Below are 16904 nucleotides of genomic sequence, written 5' to 3'. Positions count from 1 at the left end.
CGTGCGCCCGCCAACGATGTCCCCTTTTCCAGCCCTCCGGGAGTCGGATCATGGCCAATGCCTTCCTCACCCTCGCAACGACGCCGAGCGTGCTAGCGGCACAGCTGGCAAACGGCAGTGCCGGGCTTTACGACGCAGTCGGCGGGCACCGCCCGTCGGACCGCTTCGGACCAGCCGAAGTCGAATTTATCGCCAGCCGCGACAGCTTCTACTTGGGAAGCGTATCGGAAAGCGGCTGGCCCTATGTCCAGCATCGCGGCGGCCCCCGGGGCTTCCTCAAGGTTCTGGACGAGACCACGCTCGCTTTCGCCGATTTTCGGGGCAATCGCCAATATATCAGTCTCGGCAATATCGCGGCGAACGACCGTGTCGCGATCTTCCTGATGGACTATCCGCGCCGTCGCCGGTTGAAGCTCTATGCCCGGATCGAGGTGCGCGATCTCTCCGCCGATGCCGCACTGGCGACGAAACTCGAGCTCGCAAACTATCGCGGCCTGCCCGAACGCTTCTTCCTGCTGCACCTTGAGGCATTCGATTGGAATTGCCCGCAACACATCACCCCGCGTTTTACCGAGGCCGAGATCGTTGCAGCCTCGGCTCCTCTCCACGCCAGACTCGCCGCGCTCGAGGCCGAAAACGCCGCGCTGCGCACAGCGCTCGCCGAAAAGGACATCCCAGCATGAGCCCGCTCAAAATCCCTCGGCCGCCGATGCCGCCCTTCACTCGCGAGACCGCTTTGCTCAAGGTGCGCGCCGCGGAAGATGCCTGGAACAGCCGCGACCCCGAGCGTGTGGCCCTGGCCTATACGATCGATAGCGAATGGCGGAACCGAGACTGCTTCGTCACGGGTCGGCCCGCCATTGTCGCGTTGCTGAGGGCCAAATGGGCGCGCGAAGAGGAGTATCGCCTCGTCAAGGACCTGTGGGCGTTTACCGACAACCGGATCGCGGTGCGGTTTCAGTACGAATGCCGCATCGCCGGTGGGTGGTATCGCTGTTACGGCAATGAGCAGTGGGAGTTCGCCGAAAACGGGCTGATGCGCCGCCGCGAGGCGTCGGTGAACGATCTGGCGATCACGGAGCAGGAGCGCCGCTTCCGTTGGAATGCCCCCGCGCCGCGCCCGCAGGACTATCCCGGCCTGACCGGCGTAGATGGGTGACCATCGTTCTCCGGAAAGATCAGGGTCGCGCCCCTCCCTGCCGATAACAGAGAGCACATTCGACATCCCCGATTTTGTCAGCGCCTGCGGCAAGTGCCCGGACGGTCGACGCTGTCGCTGATCGGCATTCAGATCGGCACGTCTTGCCGAGCGACGCTGGAAAAGCCGTATGTTCGATAGCAACTCGTCACGGTGCGGCCGGAGACGGCGATCTCGGTGTAGCCCTCCGGCGTGCCGAGGAACGATCCACGCCAATCCGCGCCTGCGACGGCACCCGTGGTGATGAAGGACATGCCGTTCAGCTCGATCTGCTCATAGACATGGCTGTGTGCCTGTAGCACCGCGAGAACATTATGGTCGCGCAGGACCCGCAGCACGTCGCGGCCATTGACCACGAACGTCCAGTTGTGCGGCGTGTCGAGCCAGGATTCCGGCTCATAGCATTGCATCGCGGTAACCAGCGGAATGTGCGTCACGGCGATAATGCGAGCACCGCTGGGCTGCGCCGCGAGATCGCCGCGCAGCCACGCCAGTTGCTCATCATCGACGCGCCCCTCGTAATTTCGGTCGGCCGTCAGGCCGATCGAATCGAGCACGACGAAATGCACGCCCTTATGGTCGAAGGCGTAATATCGCGGTCCGAAGCGATCGATGTAGAAGTGCTTGCCATAATCGGGCGCGGAAGGATCGATCCCGCTCTTCGGGAAGACGCCGAGGCAATCGTGATTTCCGATGACGTGATGCACCGGTTTGCGCAGATGCGCGCGCTCGGTCCGTTGATAGAGATCCATCAGCATCGTCGCGCGATCCCTTCCGGTTTCCAGCGCGTCCTCGATGTGGTCGCCACCCTGAAACACGAAATCGCAGTCGGACGCGGAGACCTGCTCGAAGCACATCGCGCAAGCGCGGGCGGCGTCCAGTTCAGGCCGGATATGGCAATCGCCCATAAAGACGAAAGAGAATGCGTCGTCCGTCTGCGGCGGCGCGGCCGACGCCGCCCGCGCCGCCAGCGGCAGAAGCGGCGCGCCCATCGAGAGCTTCAGAAGCGTGCGACGGTCCATAAGGCCCCCATCGAAAAGACGGTCGAGGGGCGCTCCCGATACGATACGAGGGAGCGCCCCTTTCCGGAGAAACGGATCAGAAGTGCGCGCGCACCGTCGCGAACACCTGTCGCGGGGCGGCGGCCTGCAGCGTGGTGTAGGTGCCGTTGGGATCAGAGGTTACGAAACCGGCGGTGCCGGTCGAAGCGATATAATGCGCGTCGAACAGGTTCATCACGTTGACCTGAACGTCGAGCAGGCGGCTGAAGCGATAGCCGGCCGAAAGGTTGAAATTGACCGCGCCCGGCAGCACAGCATCGTTCAGATAGCTGTAGTAGCGCGCGCTGCGATAATGCGCAGTCACCCCACCCCATAATGTGCCATCGTCATAATTCAGCTCGGCATTGCCGACGTTCTTCGGCGACGCGACCACCTGCTTGCCCTTGGTGGCGACAACGGCCCCGCCCAGCGGCTGGACATTGTCGTCATAGGTCGCATCGTTATAAGCCCAGCTGCCGTACAGCGACCAATGCGGCGCGAACCGCCAGTTCGCCGCCGTCTCGACGCCGCGCGAAGAGACGCTGCCGACATTTTGCAACACGTTCTGGTTGCCGACGACGGTCGCGCTGATCGATGAAGCAAGCAGGCGGTTGTTGAACTTCACGTAATAGCCGGTCAGCGAAAGCTGCAGATCGCGATCATGGAAGCGGTAACCGGCCTCGAACGTGTTGGTCATCTCCGGTTTCAGGTCGCTGCGGATATAGTTGAAACCGGCTTGCGAGCTGCTGGAAAAGGGGCCGCTCGATGTGGACGCGACGAACGCGGCCATATTGCGGGTGTAATCCGCGAAAAGTTCGTTGTGGCCGTCCAGCGTGTAGAGAAGGCCGGCGGTCGGCAGGAACCAGTTCTCCGCCTTGATCGAACCGTCGATCGGCTTGGTGCTGACGATGCTGTGCGCGTGATTGGTGGAAACGACACCCTTCACGCCCGCGTTCAGGCGAAGATGGTCCGTCGCCTGCCAGGTGTCACTGATGTCGAGTTGCACGGTGTCGGTGGTATATTGGTTCGAATAAGTCGTGCGGAATGGGTTGGTGTAGAACTTTTGAAACTCCTGCGGCGCGACGCCCGCCTGAAGTCCGTAGAGATAGTTCGCCTGGTTGAACGCGTTGCGCTCATACCACACGCCGCCCTCGATTTTGTGGTCACCGGTCTTGAACGTCAGGCGCGAGAGGATGCCCTTGCGATCGATGTCGTAACGGTTTGCCGAAACCGAAATCGGCGAGCCGCCATAGGCTGCGGGCGTGGGATCATAGGGATCGGCCCAGGTGCCGATGCCCTTGTCGAGGTGAATATAGCCGGTGGTGAAGCCCGACAGCCGCGGCGAAAGCTGATAGCCTAACTTTTCGTACGCGAGCAGATCTCGCCGAACGCCGCCACCCTGATACACGCTGTCGTCCGCGTTCACATAAGGCGCGGGCGGTGTGCCGCCATTCTGGGTGATCGTGGCGAGTTGTTCGGCGAGCGCGAAAGTCGGGATATTGTCGAAATCCCAGCCATAGGTCTTCAGCCGCGCCAGCGAGGTGTCGTTATAATCGTCTTCGCGCCGGTCGATCAGGTCGAGAAAGGTGGTCGAGGTCACGCTATCGCCCAGCGGCTGGACGTATTTGGCGTTGATCTGGTCCTGAACCTGCTTGCCCCAGCCCTTCCATTTGCCTTGCCGGTCGTGCGCATAGGAGAGCGCCAGTCGTCCGCCCCATGGCAGATCGCCGCTGTTGAGGCGAACGAAGGTGCGCCATGAATTGGCACTGCCGTAGCTCGCCTCGAGATCGACACCGAAGCGTGCGGTCGGGTCGATCGACGTGAAGTCCACCGTGCCGCCGATATTGCTGGTCGACGCCGTGCCCAGCGCGCCGCTGCCCTGGGAGAGCGTGGCAGCGCCGTTGTTCTCGGTCAGCAGCGCGCGGTTGATCGAAAGGCCGTTATTGTTGCGATACTGCATATTGCCGAGCGGGACGCCGTCGAGCGTGTACCCCATCTGATCGGTCAGGAAGCCGCGGATCGAAAGCTGGGTCGCCGCCTCATAGGTGCCGCGCGCGTCGGACGAGTCGAAATTGACGCCCGGCAGTCGACTGAGCGAGCGCAGCGGCGACGAGCCCGCCGTCGTCTTTTCCATCGCCTTGGCGGAGACGGTCTGCACCTGGCGAGACTGGCCCTGCCCCAGCACAACGATGTCCGCTCCGGTCGTGCTTGCGGTTTCCTTTGGAGGTTCGACCGGCGCGACCTTCAGCGAGATCATCGAGGCGGTTTGCTCCGCAATCACCAGTCCCTGCCCCGCAATCAAGCGACGCAGCGCCTCGTCGCGGGTGAAGCTGCCGTGCAGCGCGGCAACACGGCGACCGACAACCGCGTCGTACGGAAAGACAAGGTGCACACCGGCCTGCCGCGCAAAGCCGTTCAGCGCGGTGGCCGTATCGGACGACCTGATATCGAAGCGGATGCGCGCCGGCTCGGCCTGCGCGGATGCAGCACTGGTCATCGCGACCGCCACGATGGCGGTCGTCGTCAAATATCGTATCATGGAAGTCCCCACACTCTATGCGATTGTCGGGGCAAGGATGGATCAGCGCGGACGAACCGCCATTCGCCGTGTAAAAAAAGTTCAAATCCGGGTGAGAACGATGCCGCCGTTCGCACCCGTGGTCGCCCGTACACCGAACGACGTGCGCAGCGCCTGCAGAAATTCGGCGGGGTCGGTGGTGGCGAAAGTGCCGCCGAGGCGCAGGCGCGACAGATCGGGATCACCGATCACGATTTTCTCGGGCAGATAGCGGTTCATCTCCGACACCGCGTAATCGAGGCTTTGCCCGTTCAGCACCAGCGTGTCGTGCTGCCATGCGCTGATCGGACCGAGATCGGGCGCATCGCGCAGCGCCAACTGGCCTGCGTTCGCCAGCGCGACCGTGCCCAAGCCGATGCGCCGCCCAGTACCCTCGAACGTACCGCCGCCGGCGAGGATCGCCAGTTCGCAGCCAGCACCGCGCACCCGAGCATTGTACGCGCCCGGTTCGAGCAGAAACCGGCCGCCGGGCGTCAATAACTCCAGCCGGTGCGACGCAGCCAGGCGCACTGCGATCTCGCCCCGTTCCAGCCAGGCCCGCGCAGGCATGCCGTCTTTCCAGGAGACACTCGTGTCGGTGTTGAGATCGAGCGACAGGCCGGGTGCAGCGGCGACGGTCTTGCGCTGGCCGACGGCAGTCGTTGCCGAAGCGCGGGCAGCGGCGCGGTATGCGAAGCCGCCGCCGACGACCACTACAACCGCAACCGAGGCAGCAGCGCGCAGGAGGTGGCGTCGGCTCAGTCGCTCCGCGGCGATCGGTTCGGCGACGTTGCCGCGTTGCATGTCCCCGTTTGCCAGGCGCAAAGCGTCCATGTCGCGCCACGTGCCGGCCACCTCGACGAAGGCAACGGCATGGCGGATATCCGCGTCACGCCAGGCCTCGAATGCCGCTATGTCCGCCGATCCCGCGTCCAGCGCGGCCAGCCAGGCGGCCGCCTCGTCGGTCAGGTCAGCGTGCCGCTGCGGGATTTCGGAAAGGCCGGACAAACTTCCTCCACCTGGGTTTCGCTGTCGCGACGGGCCTTTGTTACGAGGGCAAGCCCCTTAGCGATATGCTTTTCCACCGTCGAGACAGATATTGAAAGCGCCTCGGCGATTGCAATCGGGGGCATGCCCTGAATTTTGCGCATGTGCAGGACGCGCGCGCATTGCGGCGGCAAGTCATCGATCAGCTGGAGCAGGCGTCGCAAGTCGGAACGCCCGGCTGCAACCGCAAAGGCGTCGGGTGCGGGATCCGCCACATCAAGCATGTCCAGCGATGCCAACAGTTCGATCCGCACCACGTTCGCCCGCCGCAGCCGCTCCAGCGCGAGATTGTGCACGATCGTGAGGACGAACCCGCGCGCGCTGACGATCGCCCGAAAGTCCGGCGTCTTCAGGACGCGCGCATAGGCTTCCTGCACCAGATCATCGGCATCGTCACGACCGCAAAAATGCGCCGCCTTGGCCCGGTAAGCGGCTGCGTGCGGCAGCACCTCGGCCATGAACCAGCGATCGATGTCACGCAGCCAGCTCAACCTATGCTCCAAACGGCTCGGAGCGCGCTTAGGACGGCATTCTTACAACAACGCGACATTCACGCGAAAACAGGACGGTCCTTCCGCAATCTGCGGCTCTAGGCGGCCCGGTCGTCGCGTTGCCCGTATGGCTCGGACGCGATCTCGCCTTTCCCGAGATGCGCCCAGCCCTCTTCCAAGAGCAGGACAAGGCTGAAGGTCGCGCCACCCTGCGGATTGTTTTCCGCCCACAATTTGCCGCCATGCGCCTCGACGATAGTTCGGCAAATCGGTAGGCCCAGTCCCAGGCCGGCACCGTTCGATTTGCTCGTCCGAAACGGTGCAAACAGGTTTTCGAGCATCCCCTGGGGAAGACCGCACCCGTTGTCGGACACTGTGATCAATACGTCGCGCTGACGGATATCGGTGGACACCACGATTTCCCGACGCGCCACCCCCTTGGTTGCCTCGACAGCGTTGCGGACCAGATTCGACATCACTTGCTCGAGCTGCACCGGATCGCCAACCACCAAGAGGTCGGGCCGCACGGGATGGCAAATGAGGGTCACATCATCGGCCATTTTGAGTTGCTGCACACCAGCGCACGCCGCCGCGAGGACCGGCCCCAGGGACACCCGTTCGAACACGACCTCGCCACTTACGGCAAAGGCCCGCATCTTGCGGATGATTTCGCCCGCGCGCAGCGCTTGATCACGCGCGGAATCGAGGATCGCGAGCAGCTTCCCGTCGACCGCTTCAGCGTCGCAGAGCTTGTAGCGTCCCGCTTCGACATAATTGGTGATGGCCGATAGCGGCTGATTCAACTCATGCGCCAGGGTCGAGGCCATCGCACCCATCGCGCTCAAGCGGGTAACGCGCAGGAACTTCTCATTTGCTTCGCGCAATTGCGCCTTCGCTTCAACGTCGCTGGTGATATCGATGACCAGGCCGAGAAGACGAGGTCGCTCCTCATAAGGATCGTATCGGCCGTGCAAACGGATCCAGCGAATGCGGCGATCCGGCATGGAGACGCGCAGGGACATTTCGAACGGGGCTTCGTCGACCGCGGACCGGAACAATTTTGCCCGCATCTCGTGCAATTGCGACTGACCGATGCGGTCGACAAATTCCGAAAGTCTGTATGCGCCGGGATGCCAGGGCACTCCAAACAGTGCCGCACTTTCCGGCGAATGCAGTGCGCTTTCTTCGGTCAGGTTGATGTCGAACACACCGACGCCCGCATATTGCTGGGCCAGGCGGAAACGCTTTTCACTCTCCGAAAGCGCAACCTCTGCCTTTACGCGCTCCGAGATATCCTCGACCACGGTCACGACCTGATCGACCGCGCCCGCAGCCCCGACAATCTTGCTCGACGTCGCCCGAATCCACCGCTTTTCGCCACCCTTGGTTCGGATATTCAGATCGCGCGATATGATGGGGGGTGTGCCACCCGAAAGTTGGGCGAGAACGTTTCGGCTCGCGCTTGCCTCGGTGTCGTCGAGAATCGCGGTATAGTGGCTTCCAAGCAGCTCATCGCGGCCATATCCCGCGATCTCGAGATAGCGCTCGTTCGCCGCGAGATACTCGCCATCGGCCGACAGGACCGCCACGCCGACACCGGCCTGTTCGAAAATGGCGCGATAGCGTTGCTCCGCATCCCGAGCGCGCTCCTGTTCGCGACGCTTGTCGGCGGTCGCGGCGAGGACAAACATGGTCGCGGCGGTCACGGCGACCAGCAACTGCGCCAGGCGCACCTGGCCACTGGCCAGCTCCCCCACGGCTTGGAAAGAATTTTGTCCGGCGGCCCACAGCGTGATGACCGCGACAAGCACCATCGATGTGGCAGCTCCGCGCAAATGAAAGCGCAAGGCGGCGATGATGAGCGGAAACATAACCCACGCGAAGGAAGCAGTCCCCGAACCGAAATTGATGGCCGCAGCGACGGCGGCGCAAAGCACCATCAACGCAACGAAGTTAAACCACGCGACGCGCGTCCAGCGCTCCGCAGGAGGCGCTGCCCATGACAAGACCAGCGGCGTCGCGAGAATTAAGCCCAATCCAAAACGCGCCGCACGATCCTCGACGCCCGCCGCAAAAGTACCAGGCCCGCCGACGAGCATTACCACCGTAGTCGCCGACACTGCACCCGCGAACGTCCCCGCGACGACCGCCGCCAAGGTCCGCCACACCGACTTTGGATCCAGAAGGTCACTTGGCCTGATCCGCCACCGCTCGATAAGGAATGCGGAGATGACCGCACCAAGCGTGAGACCCGCACCATGCGCGACATTTTGCAGAACGGGATGCACCGGTTCGGCGAACACCGTTGTCCCGATCGCCGCGATTGCCACCACCGGCCAATATCGTAGACCGACAAGAATAAGCGATGCGACGCCAATGCCCAGTGAAAACGATAGCGGGGGAGCCTTACCCGACACCTCGGCCCAGATCTGCCATAGGAGGCTTCCGCAGAGCACGCCCAAAAAAACGCATAACCCGGGTAGCGCGGCTGCAAACCTAGACCTGGAAATTGCGGATTTCATTTTTAGTCCTGACCAACGCCACACTGGACCGGAAGATTTGCGACCGCACAATATTAACCTTAACGCCATATCACTTATATTCTATACGCCCACAACGCAAATAGGAGGAGTGGGACGATACGCCGTCTATGTCCTCATGACTTTTCTTGTACCACGATCGCCGACTGTATATTTCAACTACATCGCTGAATTTTTACGAGAAAGCCTGCGTATATTCGCAAAGGAGACGTGGGAGGGAGTGCGGTTACCTCTCACGACGCAATCTTCGGGAAACCGTATTGGGTCCAGTCTTCTCGTTTCGAAAAGGCGGCTGTCAGTACACCGACTCGTCCGGCATCACCGCTTGCGCGATCGTCCTTGCGTCATCGGATCGGGCTTACGCGGCGGCGTCCATCCGGGCGGTGGGCTGACGCGCTGCTGACTGGAACCGAGCCCCATTGCGCCCGGCTGTTGCCGCGTCAGACCTGCGGTGTCGGCCGATGCCGCTGCAGCGGCATCCGCACCGCCGCGGAGCAAGCTGATGCGGTCGCGCAGCCTCCGCGCTTCCTCGAAATCCAGCGCCGCCGCCGCTGCTTCCATCCGTGCCTGAAGATCGGCCAGTTCGTCCATCCGTGTTCAACGCAGTGCGCAGCGCCGGGGATCCATCACCCCTGCCCGCTGGCGGCCCAACGCCCTTTCAACAGCCGCGCCAACGCCGCCGGGACACCGGGCCGCACCAGCAGCCAATCGCGCAACGCCGGACCTTGCACGGCACCCAGCGTTTGTTTGTATCCGCTGTCGCCCGCGCCCCAATCGACCATTCGAATCCCCGCTCCCCGTGCATGCACGAGATTGCGATACGCGAGCAGCTTGCCCGGCGAATGTCTGGCGACAGCAGGGTCATAGCTGTTGGCGATGGCGTAGCGCGTCGGGCCGCAATCGAGATCGAAGGAGAAGGCGCTGGGCACACCCTTGATGGTCAGCAGCGCCGCCGACATCATTCCCGCCAGGATCGGATCGCGCGCTGCCCCGCGCCAGAACCGGCCATGGCCGGTGCGGGTGAACTTGGCATCGCGCCCGTCAGTCTTCGCCCTGATCCAGCTCCGTCCCTCGACCTGCGCGAAGGCATCGAAGGCAAGTTCCCACTCTCCAGCGCCGACAAAGCGCCAGTCGAGCACACCATGTTCGGCCAAATGCTTTTCATGGAAGCGATTCTTGCGCAGCGTCGATCCGCGCGGCCAATCGTCCTGCGTCAAATCGAGCACGAAACTGTCGGCGACGAAGCGGTCGAGCGCCGCCCACCCTTTCACCCGGGCCCGCGCGAGCAACGCCTCGATCGTCGGATCGCCGTCGCAGACCGGCCCGATCCGCAGCGCGTTGACCGAGCGCCCGAGCGTGTCAAGCAGCGCATCGACCGCGCGGGTGCCAACCCGCGCGTGCATGGGAAAGCCGCGGAACGGCCAATAACAGCCCGGCACCATCGCGACGCGCGCCAACGTCGGCCCGACACCGACAAACGGCAGAGCGATCACCGGTTCGTCGTCGTCTTCCACCACAATCGTGCGCGCCGCGCCGCCATAAGCCTCCAGCGCCGCCGCATACCATTGATAGCGCAGGAAACGTTGCGCGGCAGGGGCGGCTTCCGCCACTGCATCGATCGCGCCCGACAGGCCATCGAGCACGCTCGCCCGGGTCGGCGACGGCAGGCGCGTGAACTCCGCGAGCAGCATCGGCTTGGTCATGGCGCACGGCGTTAGCGCAACTGGGTTACCATTCGGTGCAGAGCACCGCTTGCGTCGCGCGGCGACACCCCCCAATGTCGAACGATGTTCTCGATCCCCGCTGTCAACACGATCGCGCAGACGATCCAGCTTTCGCTATCCCCGGTGTTCATGCTGGCCGGAATCGGTGCCTTGCTCAACGTGCTGGCCGGACGGCTTTCCCGGGTGGTCGATCGCGCCCGCGCGGTGGAGGACCTTCACCCCCGCTCGGTCGGGCCCGAACATGACCGCCACGTCTGGGAATTGCGGCTGCTCGACCGCCGCATGTCGGTAATCAACGCGGCATTGGTGATGGCGGTGTCGAGCGCGGTAATGACGTGCCTGGTGGTGGCCTTGCTGTTCGTCGCGGTGCTGATCAAGCTCCACATCGGTACCATCGTCGCGCTATCCTTCATCCTGGCGATGGGATTGCTGATCTCGGCGCTGGTGTCGTTCCTGATCGAAGTGCGCATGTCGCTGACCGCGATCCACATCCGCCCGGAATTGCTGGAACGCTAGGCGTTAACGCGCGCCATCAAGCCCCGGCCCGGCATCGTTGGTCGCGGCATAGGTGGGCGCAACCCGTGCTTTGGCCGCCTGTTCATAGACATAGCCAGCCTGCAGCACCGTCGAATCCCCCATCGCCGTCGCGATGAAGGACAGCCCGACCGGCACGCCGCGTACCAGGCCCATCGGCACCGTCAGGTGCGGATAGCCAGCGATCGCGGGCAGCTCGCTGGCACTTGGGCCGCTGAACTGATCGCCATAGACCGTATCGGACAGCCACGGCATACCGTAAGTCGGCTCCACCAGGATCGTCGCCTGCGCCTTGGCGAGCATCGCATCAATGCCCTCCTTGCCCGCCAGCCGCAGCGATTTCGCGCGCGCACCGAGATATTCGGGGTCGGCGAGGCCGCGCGTCTTCTCCGCCGCTTCAAAGGTTTCCTGCGCGAAGAACGGCATTTCGGTCGCAGCAGTGGCAGTATCGAAGGCGATCACATCGGCCAGCGTGCGCGTTTTTACCGCAGCCGGCGTCGTCTTCAGATAGGCGTTCAGATCTGCCTTCAATTCGGTGTGCAGCACCAGCGACTCGGCCTCGCCGACCCCGGATAGTTTCGGTGCTTCGACATCGACCAGCACCGCGCCCTGCGCCTTCAGCACGGCGAGCGCGGCCTCATATTTGGTCTTGAGAAGATCGGGCATCTCGGGATGGAGCACCGCCACCCGCACGCCCTTCAGCGACGCGCGCGCCAGGTCGCCCGCATAACTGTGCGCGATCGCATAGGCGATATTGATACTCGCTGCATCGGCGGGATCGTAGCCGACCATCGCGTCGAACAGGATCGCCACGTCGCGTACGCTGCGCGCCATCGGCCCCGGCGTATCCTGGCTGTGGCTGATCGGCACGACATAGGTGCGGCTGACCAGACCTAGCGTGGGTTTGAGGCCGACCAGCCCGTTCATCGAGGAGGGGCACACCACCGATCCGTCGGTTTCCGTTCCAACCGCCGCCGCCGCAAAGCTGGCCGCGACCGCCGCGCCCGATCCACTCGACGAGCCGCACGCGGTCCGGTCCAGCGCATAGGGGTTGCGCACCAACCCACCGACCGCACTCCACCCGCTGATCGAATTGCTCGAGCGGATATTGGCCCATTCGCTGAGATTGGTCTTGCCCAGGATCACCGCGCCCTGCCGCCGCAGCCCCGCCACCAGCGGCGCGTCGCGCAAGCCGACATTGTCCTTCAGCGCCAGGCTGCCCGCGGTGGTTGCGATCGGATCCTTGGTCTCGATATTGTCCTTGATCAGTACGGGCACGCCATCGAGCGGGCCCAGCACCTTGCCCGCCTTACGCCGCGCGTCGCTCGCGCGCGCCTGCGCCAGCGCATCGGGGTTGATCGCGATCACCGCGCGGAGTTTCGGTCCACTGCGGTCCATCGCCGCAATCCGCGCCAGATACGCCTGCGTGATTGCGGCGCTGCCCGTCCCGTGCGCCATCATCGCCTGCAACTGCTCGATCGAAACCTCTTCGATCGTTGGCAACGCCTCCTTCGAAACCTGGGCGGTCGCCGGTGCGACAGCAAACGCACACAGCACCAACGAAGCGATAGGGATCCGCATCAGTTTCTCCAGGGCCGCGATCCAACCGAACGCACCCTGGATCATGCCGTCGCTCAGGCGACGCGGCAAGCGCTCACTCTATAGATCACTCTTTGTCGGCCTCGGGTGGTTGGACCGTCAGGCGGCGCTGTCCGCCACGCCCGAACACGGCGTCCCACGCTTGTTGATAAGCGAGGTTGCGTTGCCTGCGCTTACCCCGCCTGACGGCAGCGCGACGCTGCTTGAGCAGCTGCAACACCTCCCAAACCGCGAACGCAATTACACAGGCGATTATACCAACAACGATAGCCATATTCACGCCTTTACCGACTCACACGCAACACGTTGCAGCGCAGCATCTAGCGAAAATTATCGTTTCGGTCGCGTTAAGATATACGATTTGGAGGGCCATTACGGGACACACGCCCCTCGGCATTACCCAAAATGAAAAGAGGCTGCCGGGGGCCTCACGGCACCCCGGCAACCTCCTGACATGGTCAGCGGCCGGAAGCTCCAGCTTGGGAGACCATGCGGACCGCATAAGCTCCGATGGAGGAAGGCGTTGTCTGGGGGAAGATACCCCCCGCCCCTGCCATCGAACGGGTTGCCCCGAAAAGCTTAGCGGTGCGTCCCCCGAACGAACTGAACCGACCCCATTGCTGAACCATGAGACATCGGATCACCTCCTTTCGCTAGTTAAAACAGCGTAACCAGGACTGGTCACGACTCGTGTTTGAATCATATAAATTTGCGAAACAAGTCTTGTAATGTTCCTCGATTTCGACGATTCTCTTTCGCCTCCCTGAAGCGCACCAAATGCGCGTCCAACGGCGATCGAAACCGCTGCTCAGCGGCGGCAATCCTCGACTACGCGGCCAATTTCAGCCCAAGCGGGCACCACCAACGTTGTCGCGCCGGCTTGCTCGACGAGGAAACGACCGCGGCTGAACGCCATCGCGTCGAGCAGCGGGTCGCGGGGTTCCAGCGCGACCGTCGCCTGAGCGGCATCGGCAGCGCGCGCGGTCAACGTCCGTGCGAGGCTGCTGGTCCGCACCAGCAGCGGTGCGGCGCTTGCGCCCGGGCGCGACAGCGACACGATATTGGCCCCGCGATCACAGCGCAGCGTCAGCAACGCACTCCCCCCGGATCGCCCAAAGGCCGCCACCGAACCGGTGGCATCGGTGCGATAGCTCCAATCGCCGGGGGTCACCGCCCAATCGCGCCAGTCGAGCGATTGCGGCACGACCGGGGACGGCGGCAAAGGCACCGGACGCGGCACCGCCACCGGCTGTGGCGGCAACGACGCGGGCGGGCTGACGCAGCCACTCACCACCAGCGCGATAGCAAGAACAGCGGAGCGAACGAAAAATTTGCGCATGCCGCGCTGTATGCGCGAAGCAACCGCTGCGCTCAACCGCCGGTCTTGCACCCCGTCGTGATTTCGCCTCTGGTGCCCGGCAGGGAGAGACGCATGGCACTTGAAGCGAAGCGACTGCGCGCCATCATCGGCGGATCGGCCGGCAATCTGGTCGAATGGTATGACTGGTATGCGTATTCCGCGCTGTCGCTGTATTTCTCGGCCTCTTTCTTCCCCAAGGGCGATCCCACCGCGCAATTGCTGAACACCTCGGCGGTGTTCGCGGTCGGCTTTTTCATGCGACCGATCGGTGCCTATGTGATGGGCCGTTATGCCGATCGGCGTGGGCGTAAGGCTGGGCTGGCGGTGTCGGTCGCGTTGATGTGCGCGGGTTCGCTGATGATCGCGTTTACCCCGACTTATGCCACGATCGGCCTGGCCGCGCCGATCCTGCTGCTGGTCGCGCGATTGCTGCAGGGCCTGTCGGTCGGCGGCGAATATGGCGCGAGCGCGACCTATCTGTCCGAAATGGCGACGCGGCGGCACCGCGGTTTCTGGTCGAGCTTCCAATATGTCACGCTGATCGGCGGGATGCTGAGCGCGCTGGCGGTGACGCTGCTGCTGCAGGCCGTCTTTACGAAAGCGCAGATGGACAGTTTCGGCTGGCGCATCGCCTTTGTGCTGGCCGCAGCGCTGGCGCTGGGCGTTTATGTGCTGCGGCGTGGGCTGGCCGAGACCGCGTCCTTCCAGGCACTGTCGGCGGATCGCCCAGCCTCGGGCATGGCGGCCTTGTGGCGCGCGCATCCACGCGAGTTCCTGCTGGTCGGCGCGATCACCGCCGGCGGCAGCTTGGCTTTCTATGCCTACACCACCTACATGCAGAAATTCCTCGCCAACACCGTCGGCTTTTCGGTGCAGACCGCGACCGCGATCATGACCGCCGCGCTGGTGGTGTTCATGCTGGTGCAGCCGCTGTTCGGGGCGCTGGCCGATCGCGTTGGGCGCAAGCCGATGCTGCTGCTGTTCGGCGTGGGGGGCGCGATCGTCTCGGTGCCGGTGTTCAGCGCATTGGAAAGCGTGCGCACGCCGGGTGCGGCGTTTGCGATCGTGCTGGTGCCGCTGTTGCTGCTCGCCGCCTATACCTCGATCAGCGCGCTGGTGAAGGCCGAGCTGTTCCCGGCGCACATCCGCGCGCTCGGCGTCGCCTTTCCTTATGCGATCGGCAATGCGGCGTTTGGGGGCACCGCTGAATATGTCGCGCTGAGCCTGAAGGGCTGGCACATCGAAAGCGCGTTCTACTGGTATGTCAGCGCGATGCTCGCGCTGACCAGCGTGTGTTTCTGGCTGCTGCCCGAAACGCGGCGCACCAGCCTGATCTTGGAGGATTGAGGGAACTCTCGGGGCCATTGCGCCGTTTCGGTTGCGCATCAAAGGAACCACCATGTCCCAGACCGAACCCACGCAATTGCTGCTGCAATCGAACAAGACCGATGCGATGCAGGTGCGGAGCCGCGATGGCGACAAGATCGGCAGCGTGTATGCGATGATGGTCAACAAGCGCACCGGGCATACCCTGTATGCCGTGCTGACGATCGGCGGGTTTCTCGGCATGGGGCGCGCTTATTATCCGCTGCCTTTTTCGCTGCTGCAGTTCGACCCGGTCAACGACACCTATATCGTGACGATCGACCGCCGCGTCCTGGAAGGCGGCCCAAGCTGGGCGGCGAACCCGCCCGAATTCGACCAGGCCTATGCCGACCGGGTGTCGAAATATTATGATGTGGCGGGCGAGGATCTGTCGCTGGGTTAAGCCGCGCGCGGGACGATGCGGTCGAGCGCGCCGTTGAGCGCGCGCTTGGCCTCGACGATCTCGTAGCGATCCTGCAGACGCAGAAAAAAGCCTTCGGACATGCCGAAATAGCGCGCGAAGCGCAGGTCGAGTTCTGCATCGACCGGACGCGCACCTTCAATAACCTCGGCAATCCGCTCCGGTGCCACCCCGATATCACCGGCAAGCTGCTCAACGCTCAGCGCTTCGGGTTCGAGAAACTCTGTGACCAGCATCTGCCCGGCATGCTCGTTGTCGAGCCAGTCGGGATTAGTGATAGTCTGCAATTTCGACGTCATATGCGTCTCCGTCCTTCCAAACGAAGCATATACGCCATTGGTCATTAATTGAAATGCTATGCTGGCCCGCGCGATCATCCTTCAGCGCATGCAGACGGTTGCCGCGCAGGTTTCCGAGCTCGTCGAGCGACAGCGCTGCATCCAGAAGCGTGAGCCTCCGCATCGCGCGCTGCTGGATATCGGGCGGCAGCTTGCGGCTCCATTCACGGTTCCAAACGTGCTCAGTTTCGGGATCGGCGAAGGTGCGGATCATAAGGCCGATAGCGCTTCCAAGCGCACCCAATGACGCTCACCGGGAAGCATCGCTTCCCAGAAGCGCAGTCCATTCACGTTTGTCCCGGTGATCGCCTTCGCGGCTTCGGAAGGACTGGTATGCAAGTTGTCAGCTTCATCGCGCCAAGCGTTGTTATCAATCCGAGCGCGATACTCTTTTTGCTTATAGCGAGCCCTCAGTACCGTTCCATGTGGCAGCCAGAGCCTGCGCGAGGCGAACCCGCCCTTTTCAGCCTGCTTAAGAAAAATTTGGCCAGCCATTGCACCGCCGTGTTCAGGCTCACCTTCTACCTCAATCGGAGAATCCGCCGACAAAAGCTCGCTAATCAGGTCGCTAAATGTCTGACCATCATATTCAAGCCGCGCGGTCAACGCCTTGAAAACGTCTAAGCTGACGTCAATTTGCATCACGGAGACTCCAAAGAACCAAGAGCACTATTAGCCCTATCCGTTCCG

At 63.1% G+C, this 16904-nt stretch carries 18 protein-coding genes; 5 read left to right on the top strand and 13 right to left on the bottom strand.

What is annotated here, in order from left to right:
* Nucleotides 1–50: 50 nt before the first annotated feature.
* Nucleotides 51–683, top strand: coding sequence for a pyridoxamine 5'-phosphate oxidase family protein (locus EJC47_RS15580; RefSeq protein ID WP_126848832.1), 633 nt, complete (start codon nucleotides 51–53; stop codon nucleotides 681–683).
* The gene (locus tag EJC47_RS15575; protein ID WP_033965523.1) at nucleotides 680–1159 is read left to right on the top strand and encodes a nuclear transport factor 2 family protein; all 480 of its coding nucleotides are present in this window, start codon (nucleotides 680–682) and stop codon (nucleotides 1157–1159) included. The genes EJC47_RS15580 and EJC47_RS15575 overlap by 4 nt, the downstream gene beginning before the upstream one ends.
* A gap of 128 nt (nucleotides 1160–1287) precedes the next feature.
* Here EJC47_RS15575 and EJC47_RS15570 read toward each other — a convergent pair whose 3' ends face one another.
* From EJC47_RS15570 to EJC47_RS15540, 7 genes are all read right to left on the bottom strand, one after another.
* On the bottom strand, nucleotides 1288–2220 hold the full coding sequence (locus tag EJC47_RS15570) for a metallophosphoesterase family protein (RefSeq protein ID WP_126848831.1): 933 nt from the start codon (nucleotides 2218–2220) through the stop codon (nucleotides 1288–1290).
* A gap of 76 nt (nucleotides 2221–2296) precedes the next feature.
* Nucleotides 2297–4777 carry a TonB-dependent receptor domain-containing protein gene (locus EJC47_RS15565; RefSeq protein ID WP_126848830.1) on the bottom strand — a complete coding sequence of 827 codons (2481 nt, stop codon included), beginning with the start codon at nucleotides 4775–4777 and terminating at the stop codon, nucleotides 2297–2299.
* A gap of 81 nt (nucleotides 4778–4858) precedes the next feature.
* Complete coding sequence (locus EJC47_RS15560; RefSeq protein ID WP_126848829.1) at nucleotides 4859–5803, bottom strand: DUF4880 domain-containing protein; 945 nt, start codon at nucleotides 5801–5803, stop codon at nucleotides 4859–4861.
* Nucleotides 5761–6333 carry an RNA polymerase sigma factor gene (locus tag EJC47_RS15555; protein ID WP_033965496.1) on the bottom strand — a complete coding sequence of 191 codons (573 nt, stop codon included), beginning with the start codon at nucleotides 6331–6333 and terminating at the stop codon, nucleotides 5761–5763. The genes EJC47_RS15560 and EJC47_RS15555 overlap by 43 nt, the downstream gene beginning before the upstream one ends.
* 98 nt (nucleotides 6334–6431) lie before the next feature.
* Nucleotides 6432–8855 carry an ATP-binding protein gene (locus EJC47_RS15550; RefSeq protein WP_260591610.1) on the bottom strand — a complete coding sequence of 808 codons (2424 nt, stop codon included), beginning with the start codon at nucleotides 8853–8855 and terminating at the stop codon, nucleotides 6432–6434.
* A gap of 336 nt (nucleotides 8856–9191) precedes the next feature.
* Nucleotides 9192–9464, bottom strand: a complete 273-nt coding sequence (locus EJC47_RS15545; protein ID WP_033965491.1) for a UvrB/UvrC motif-containing protein — start codon at nucleotides 9462–9464, stop codon at nucleotides 9192–9194.
* A 35-nt stretch (nucleotides 9465–9499) separates the two neighbouring features.
* Entirely contained in the window at nucleotides 9500–10576 is a 1077-nt protein-coding gene (locus tag EJC47_RS15540) for a GNAT family N-acetyltransferase (RefSeq protein WP_126848827.1), read from the bottom strand.
* 84 nt (nucleotides 10577–10660) lie between these two features.
* On the opposite strand from EJC47_RS15540, the gene EJC47_RS15535 reads away from it, so the two are divergent.
* Entirely contained in the window at nucleotides 10661–11113 is a 453-nt protein-coding gene (locus EJC47_RS15535) for a DUF2721 domain-containing protein (RefSeq protein WP_033965490.1), read from the top strand.
* 3 nt (nucleotides 11114–11116) lie between these two features.
* Here EJC47_RS15535 and EJC47_RS15530 read toward each other — a convergent pair whose 3' ends face one another.
* The 3 genes from EJC47_RS15530 to EJC47_RS15525 form a co-directional block, all read right to left on the bottom strand.
* Nucleotides 11117–12712 (bottom strand): amidase, encoded by a 1596-nt coding sequence (locus tag EJC47_RS15530; protein ID WP_126848826.1) that lies wholly within the window; start codon nucleotides 12710–12712, stop codon nucleotides 11117–11119.
* Nucleotides 12713–12797: 85 nt separating this feature from the next.
* Nucleotides 12798–13004 (bottom strand): hypothetical protein, encoded by a 207-nt coding sequence (locus EJC47_RS21055; protein WP_185867691.1) that lies wholly within the window; start codon nucleotides 13002–13004, stop codon nucleotides 12798–12800.
* Nucleotides 13005–13538: 534 nt separating this feature from the next.
* Entirely contained in the window at nucleotides 13539–14069 is a 531-nt protein-coding gene (locus tag EJC47_RS15525) for a hypothetical protein (RefSeq protein ID WP_126848825.1), read from the bottom strand.
* 93 nt (nucleotides 14070–14162) lie between these two features.
* Between EJC47_RS15525 and EJC47_RS15520 the strand changes: the two genes are divergently transcribed.
* Entirely contained in the window at nucleotides 14163–15437 is a 1275-nt protein-coding gene (locus EJC47_RS15520) for an MFS transporter (protein ID WP_126848824.1), read from the top strand.
* A 52-nt stretch (nucleotides 15438–15489) separates the two neighbouring features.
* Complete coding sequence (locus EJC47_RS15515; protein ID WP_126848823.1) at nucleotides 15490–15858, top strand: PRC-barrel domain-containing protein; 369 nt, start codon at nucleotides 15490–15492, stop codon at nucleotides 15856–15858.
* On the opposite strand, the gene EJC47_RS15510 is transcribed toward EJC47_RS15515, so the two are convergent.
* The 3 genes from EJC47_RS15510 to EJC47_RS15500 are packed head-to-tail and all read right to left on the bottom strand — an operon-like array spanning nucleotide 15855 to nucleotide 16856.
* Nucleotides 15855–16175, bottom strand: a complete 321-nt coding sequence (locus tag EJC47_RS15510) for a HigA family addiction module antitoxin (protein ID WP_126848822.1) — start codon at nucleotides 16173–16175, stop codon at nucleotides 15855–15857. The genes EJC47_RS15515 and EJC47_RS15510 overlap by 4 nt on opposite strands.
* Entirely contained in the window at nucleotides 16147–16428 is a 282-nt protein-coding gene (locus EJC47_RS15505; RefSeq protein WP_126848821.1) for a type II toxin-antitoxin system RelE/ParE family toxin, read from the bottom strand. The genes EJC47_RS15510 and EJC47_RS15505 overlap by 29 nt, the downstream gene beginning before the upstream one ends.
* Nucleotides 16425–16856 carry a DUF2924 domain-containing protein gene (locus EJC47_RS15500; protein ID WP_126848820.1) on the bottom strand — a complete coding sequence of 144 codons (432 nt, stop codon included), beginning with the start codon at nucleotides 16854–16856 and terminating at the stop codon, nucleotides 16425–16427. Before EJC47_RS15500 ends, EJC47_RS15505 begins: the two co-directional genes overlap by 4 nt.
* Nucleotides 16857–16904 lie beyond the last annotated feature (48 nt).

Origin of the sequence: Sphingomonas sp. TF3 (assembly GCF_003985085.1) — a bacterium.
In the GTDB taxonomy this organism is placed as follows: domain Bacteria; phylum Pseudomonadota; class Alphaproteobacteria; order Sphingomonadales; family Sphingomonadaceae; genus Sphingomonas.
This window is presented reverse-complemented; position numbering and strand designations above follow the sequence as displayed.

What these genes read in the sequence shown, in the direction of transcription:
- EJC47_RS15580 (WP_126848832.1), top strand. Translation starts at nt 51, where the DNA reads ATGGCCAATGCCTTCCTCACCCTCGCAACGACGCCGAGCGTGCTAGCG.
- EJC47_RS15575 (WP_033965523.1), top strand. Translation starts at nt 680, where the DNA reads ATGAGCCCGCTCAAAATCCCTCGGCCGCCGATGCCGCCCTTCACTCGC.
- EJC47_RS15570 (WP_126848831.1), bottom strand. Translation starts at nt 2,220, where the DNA reads ATGGACCGTCGCACGCTTCTGAAGCTCTCGATGGGCGCGCCGCTTCTG.
- EJC47_RS15565 (WP_126848830.1), bottom strand. Translation starts at nt 4,777, where the DNA reads ATGATACGATATTTGACGACGACCGCCATCGTGGCGGTCGCGATGACC.
- EJC47_RS15550 (WP_260591610.1), bottom strand. Translation starts at nt 8,855, where the DNA reads ATGAAATCCGCAATTTCCAGGTCTAGGTTTGCAGCCGCGCTACCCGGG.
- EJC47_RS15545 (WP_033965491.1), bottom strand. Translation starts at nt 9,464, where the DNA reads ATGGACGAACTGGCCGATCTTCAGGCACGGATGGAAGCAGCGGCGGCG.
- EJC47_RS15540 (WP_126848827.1), bottom strand. Translation starts at nt 10,576, where the DNA reads ATGACCAAGCCGATGCTGCTCGCGGAGTTCACGCGCCTGCCGTCGCCG.
- EJC47_RS15535 (WP_033965490.1), top strand. Translation starts at nt 10,661, where the DNA reads ATGTTCTCGATCCCCGCTGTCAACACGATCGCGCAGACGATCCAGCTT.
- EJC47_RS15530 (WP_126848826.1), bottom strand. Translation starts at nt 12,712, where the DNA reads ATGCGGATCCCTATCGCTTCGTTGGTGCTGTGTGCGTTTGCTGTCGCA.
- EJC47_RS21055 (WP_185867691.1), bottom strand. Translation starts at nt 13,004, where the DNA reads ATGGCTATCGTTGTTGGTATAATCGCCTGTGTAATTGCGTTCGCGGTT.
- EJC47_RS15525 (WP_126848825.1), bottom strand. Translation starts at nt 14,069, where the DNA reads ATGCGCAAATTTTTCGTTCGCTCCGCTGTTCTTGCTATCGCGCTGGTG.
- EJC47_RS15520 (WP_126848824.1), top strand. Translation starts at nt 14,163, where the DNA reads ATGGCACTTGAAGCGAAGCGACTGCGCGCCATCATCGGCGGATCGGCC.
- EJC47_RS15515 (WP_126848823.1), top strand. Translation starts at nt 15,490, where the DNA reads ATGTCCCAGACCGAACCCACGCAATTGCTGCTGCAATCGAACAAGACC.
- EJC47_RS15510 (WP_126848822.1), bottom strand. Translation starts at nt 16,175, where the DNA reads ATGACGTCGAAATTGCAGACTATCACTAATCCCGACTGGCTCGACAAC.
- EJC47_RS15505 (WP_126848821.1), bottom strand. Translation starts at nt 16,428, where the DNA reads ATGATCCGCACCTTCGCCGATCCCGAAACTGAGCACGTTTGGAACCGT.
- EJC47_RS15500 (WP_126848820.1), bottom strand. Translation starts at nt 16,856, where the DNA reads ATGCAAATTGACGTCAGCTTAGACGTTTTCAAGGCGTTGACCGCGCGG.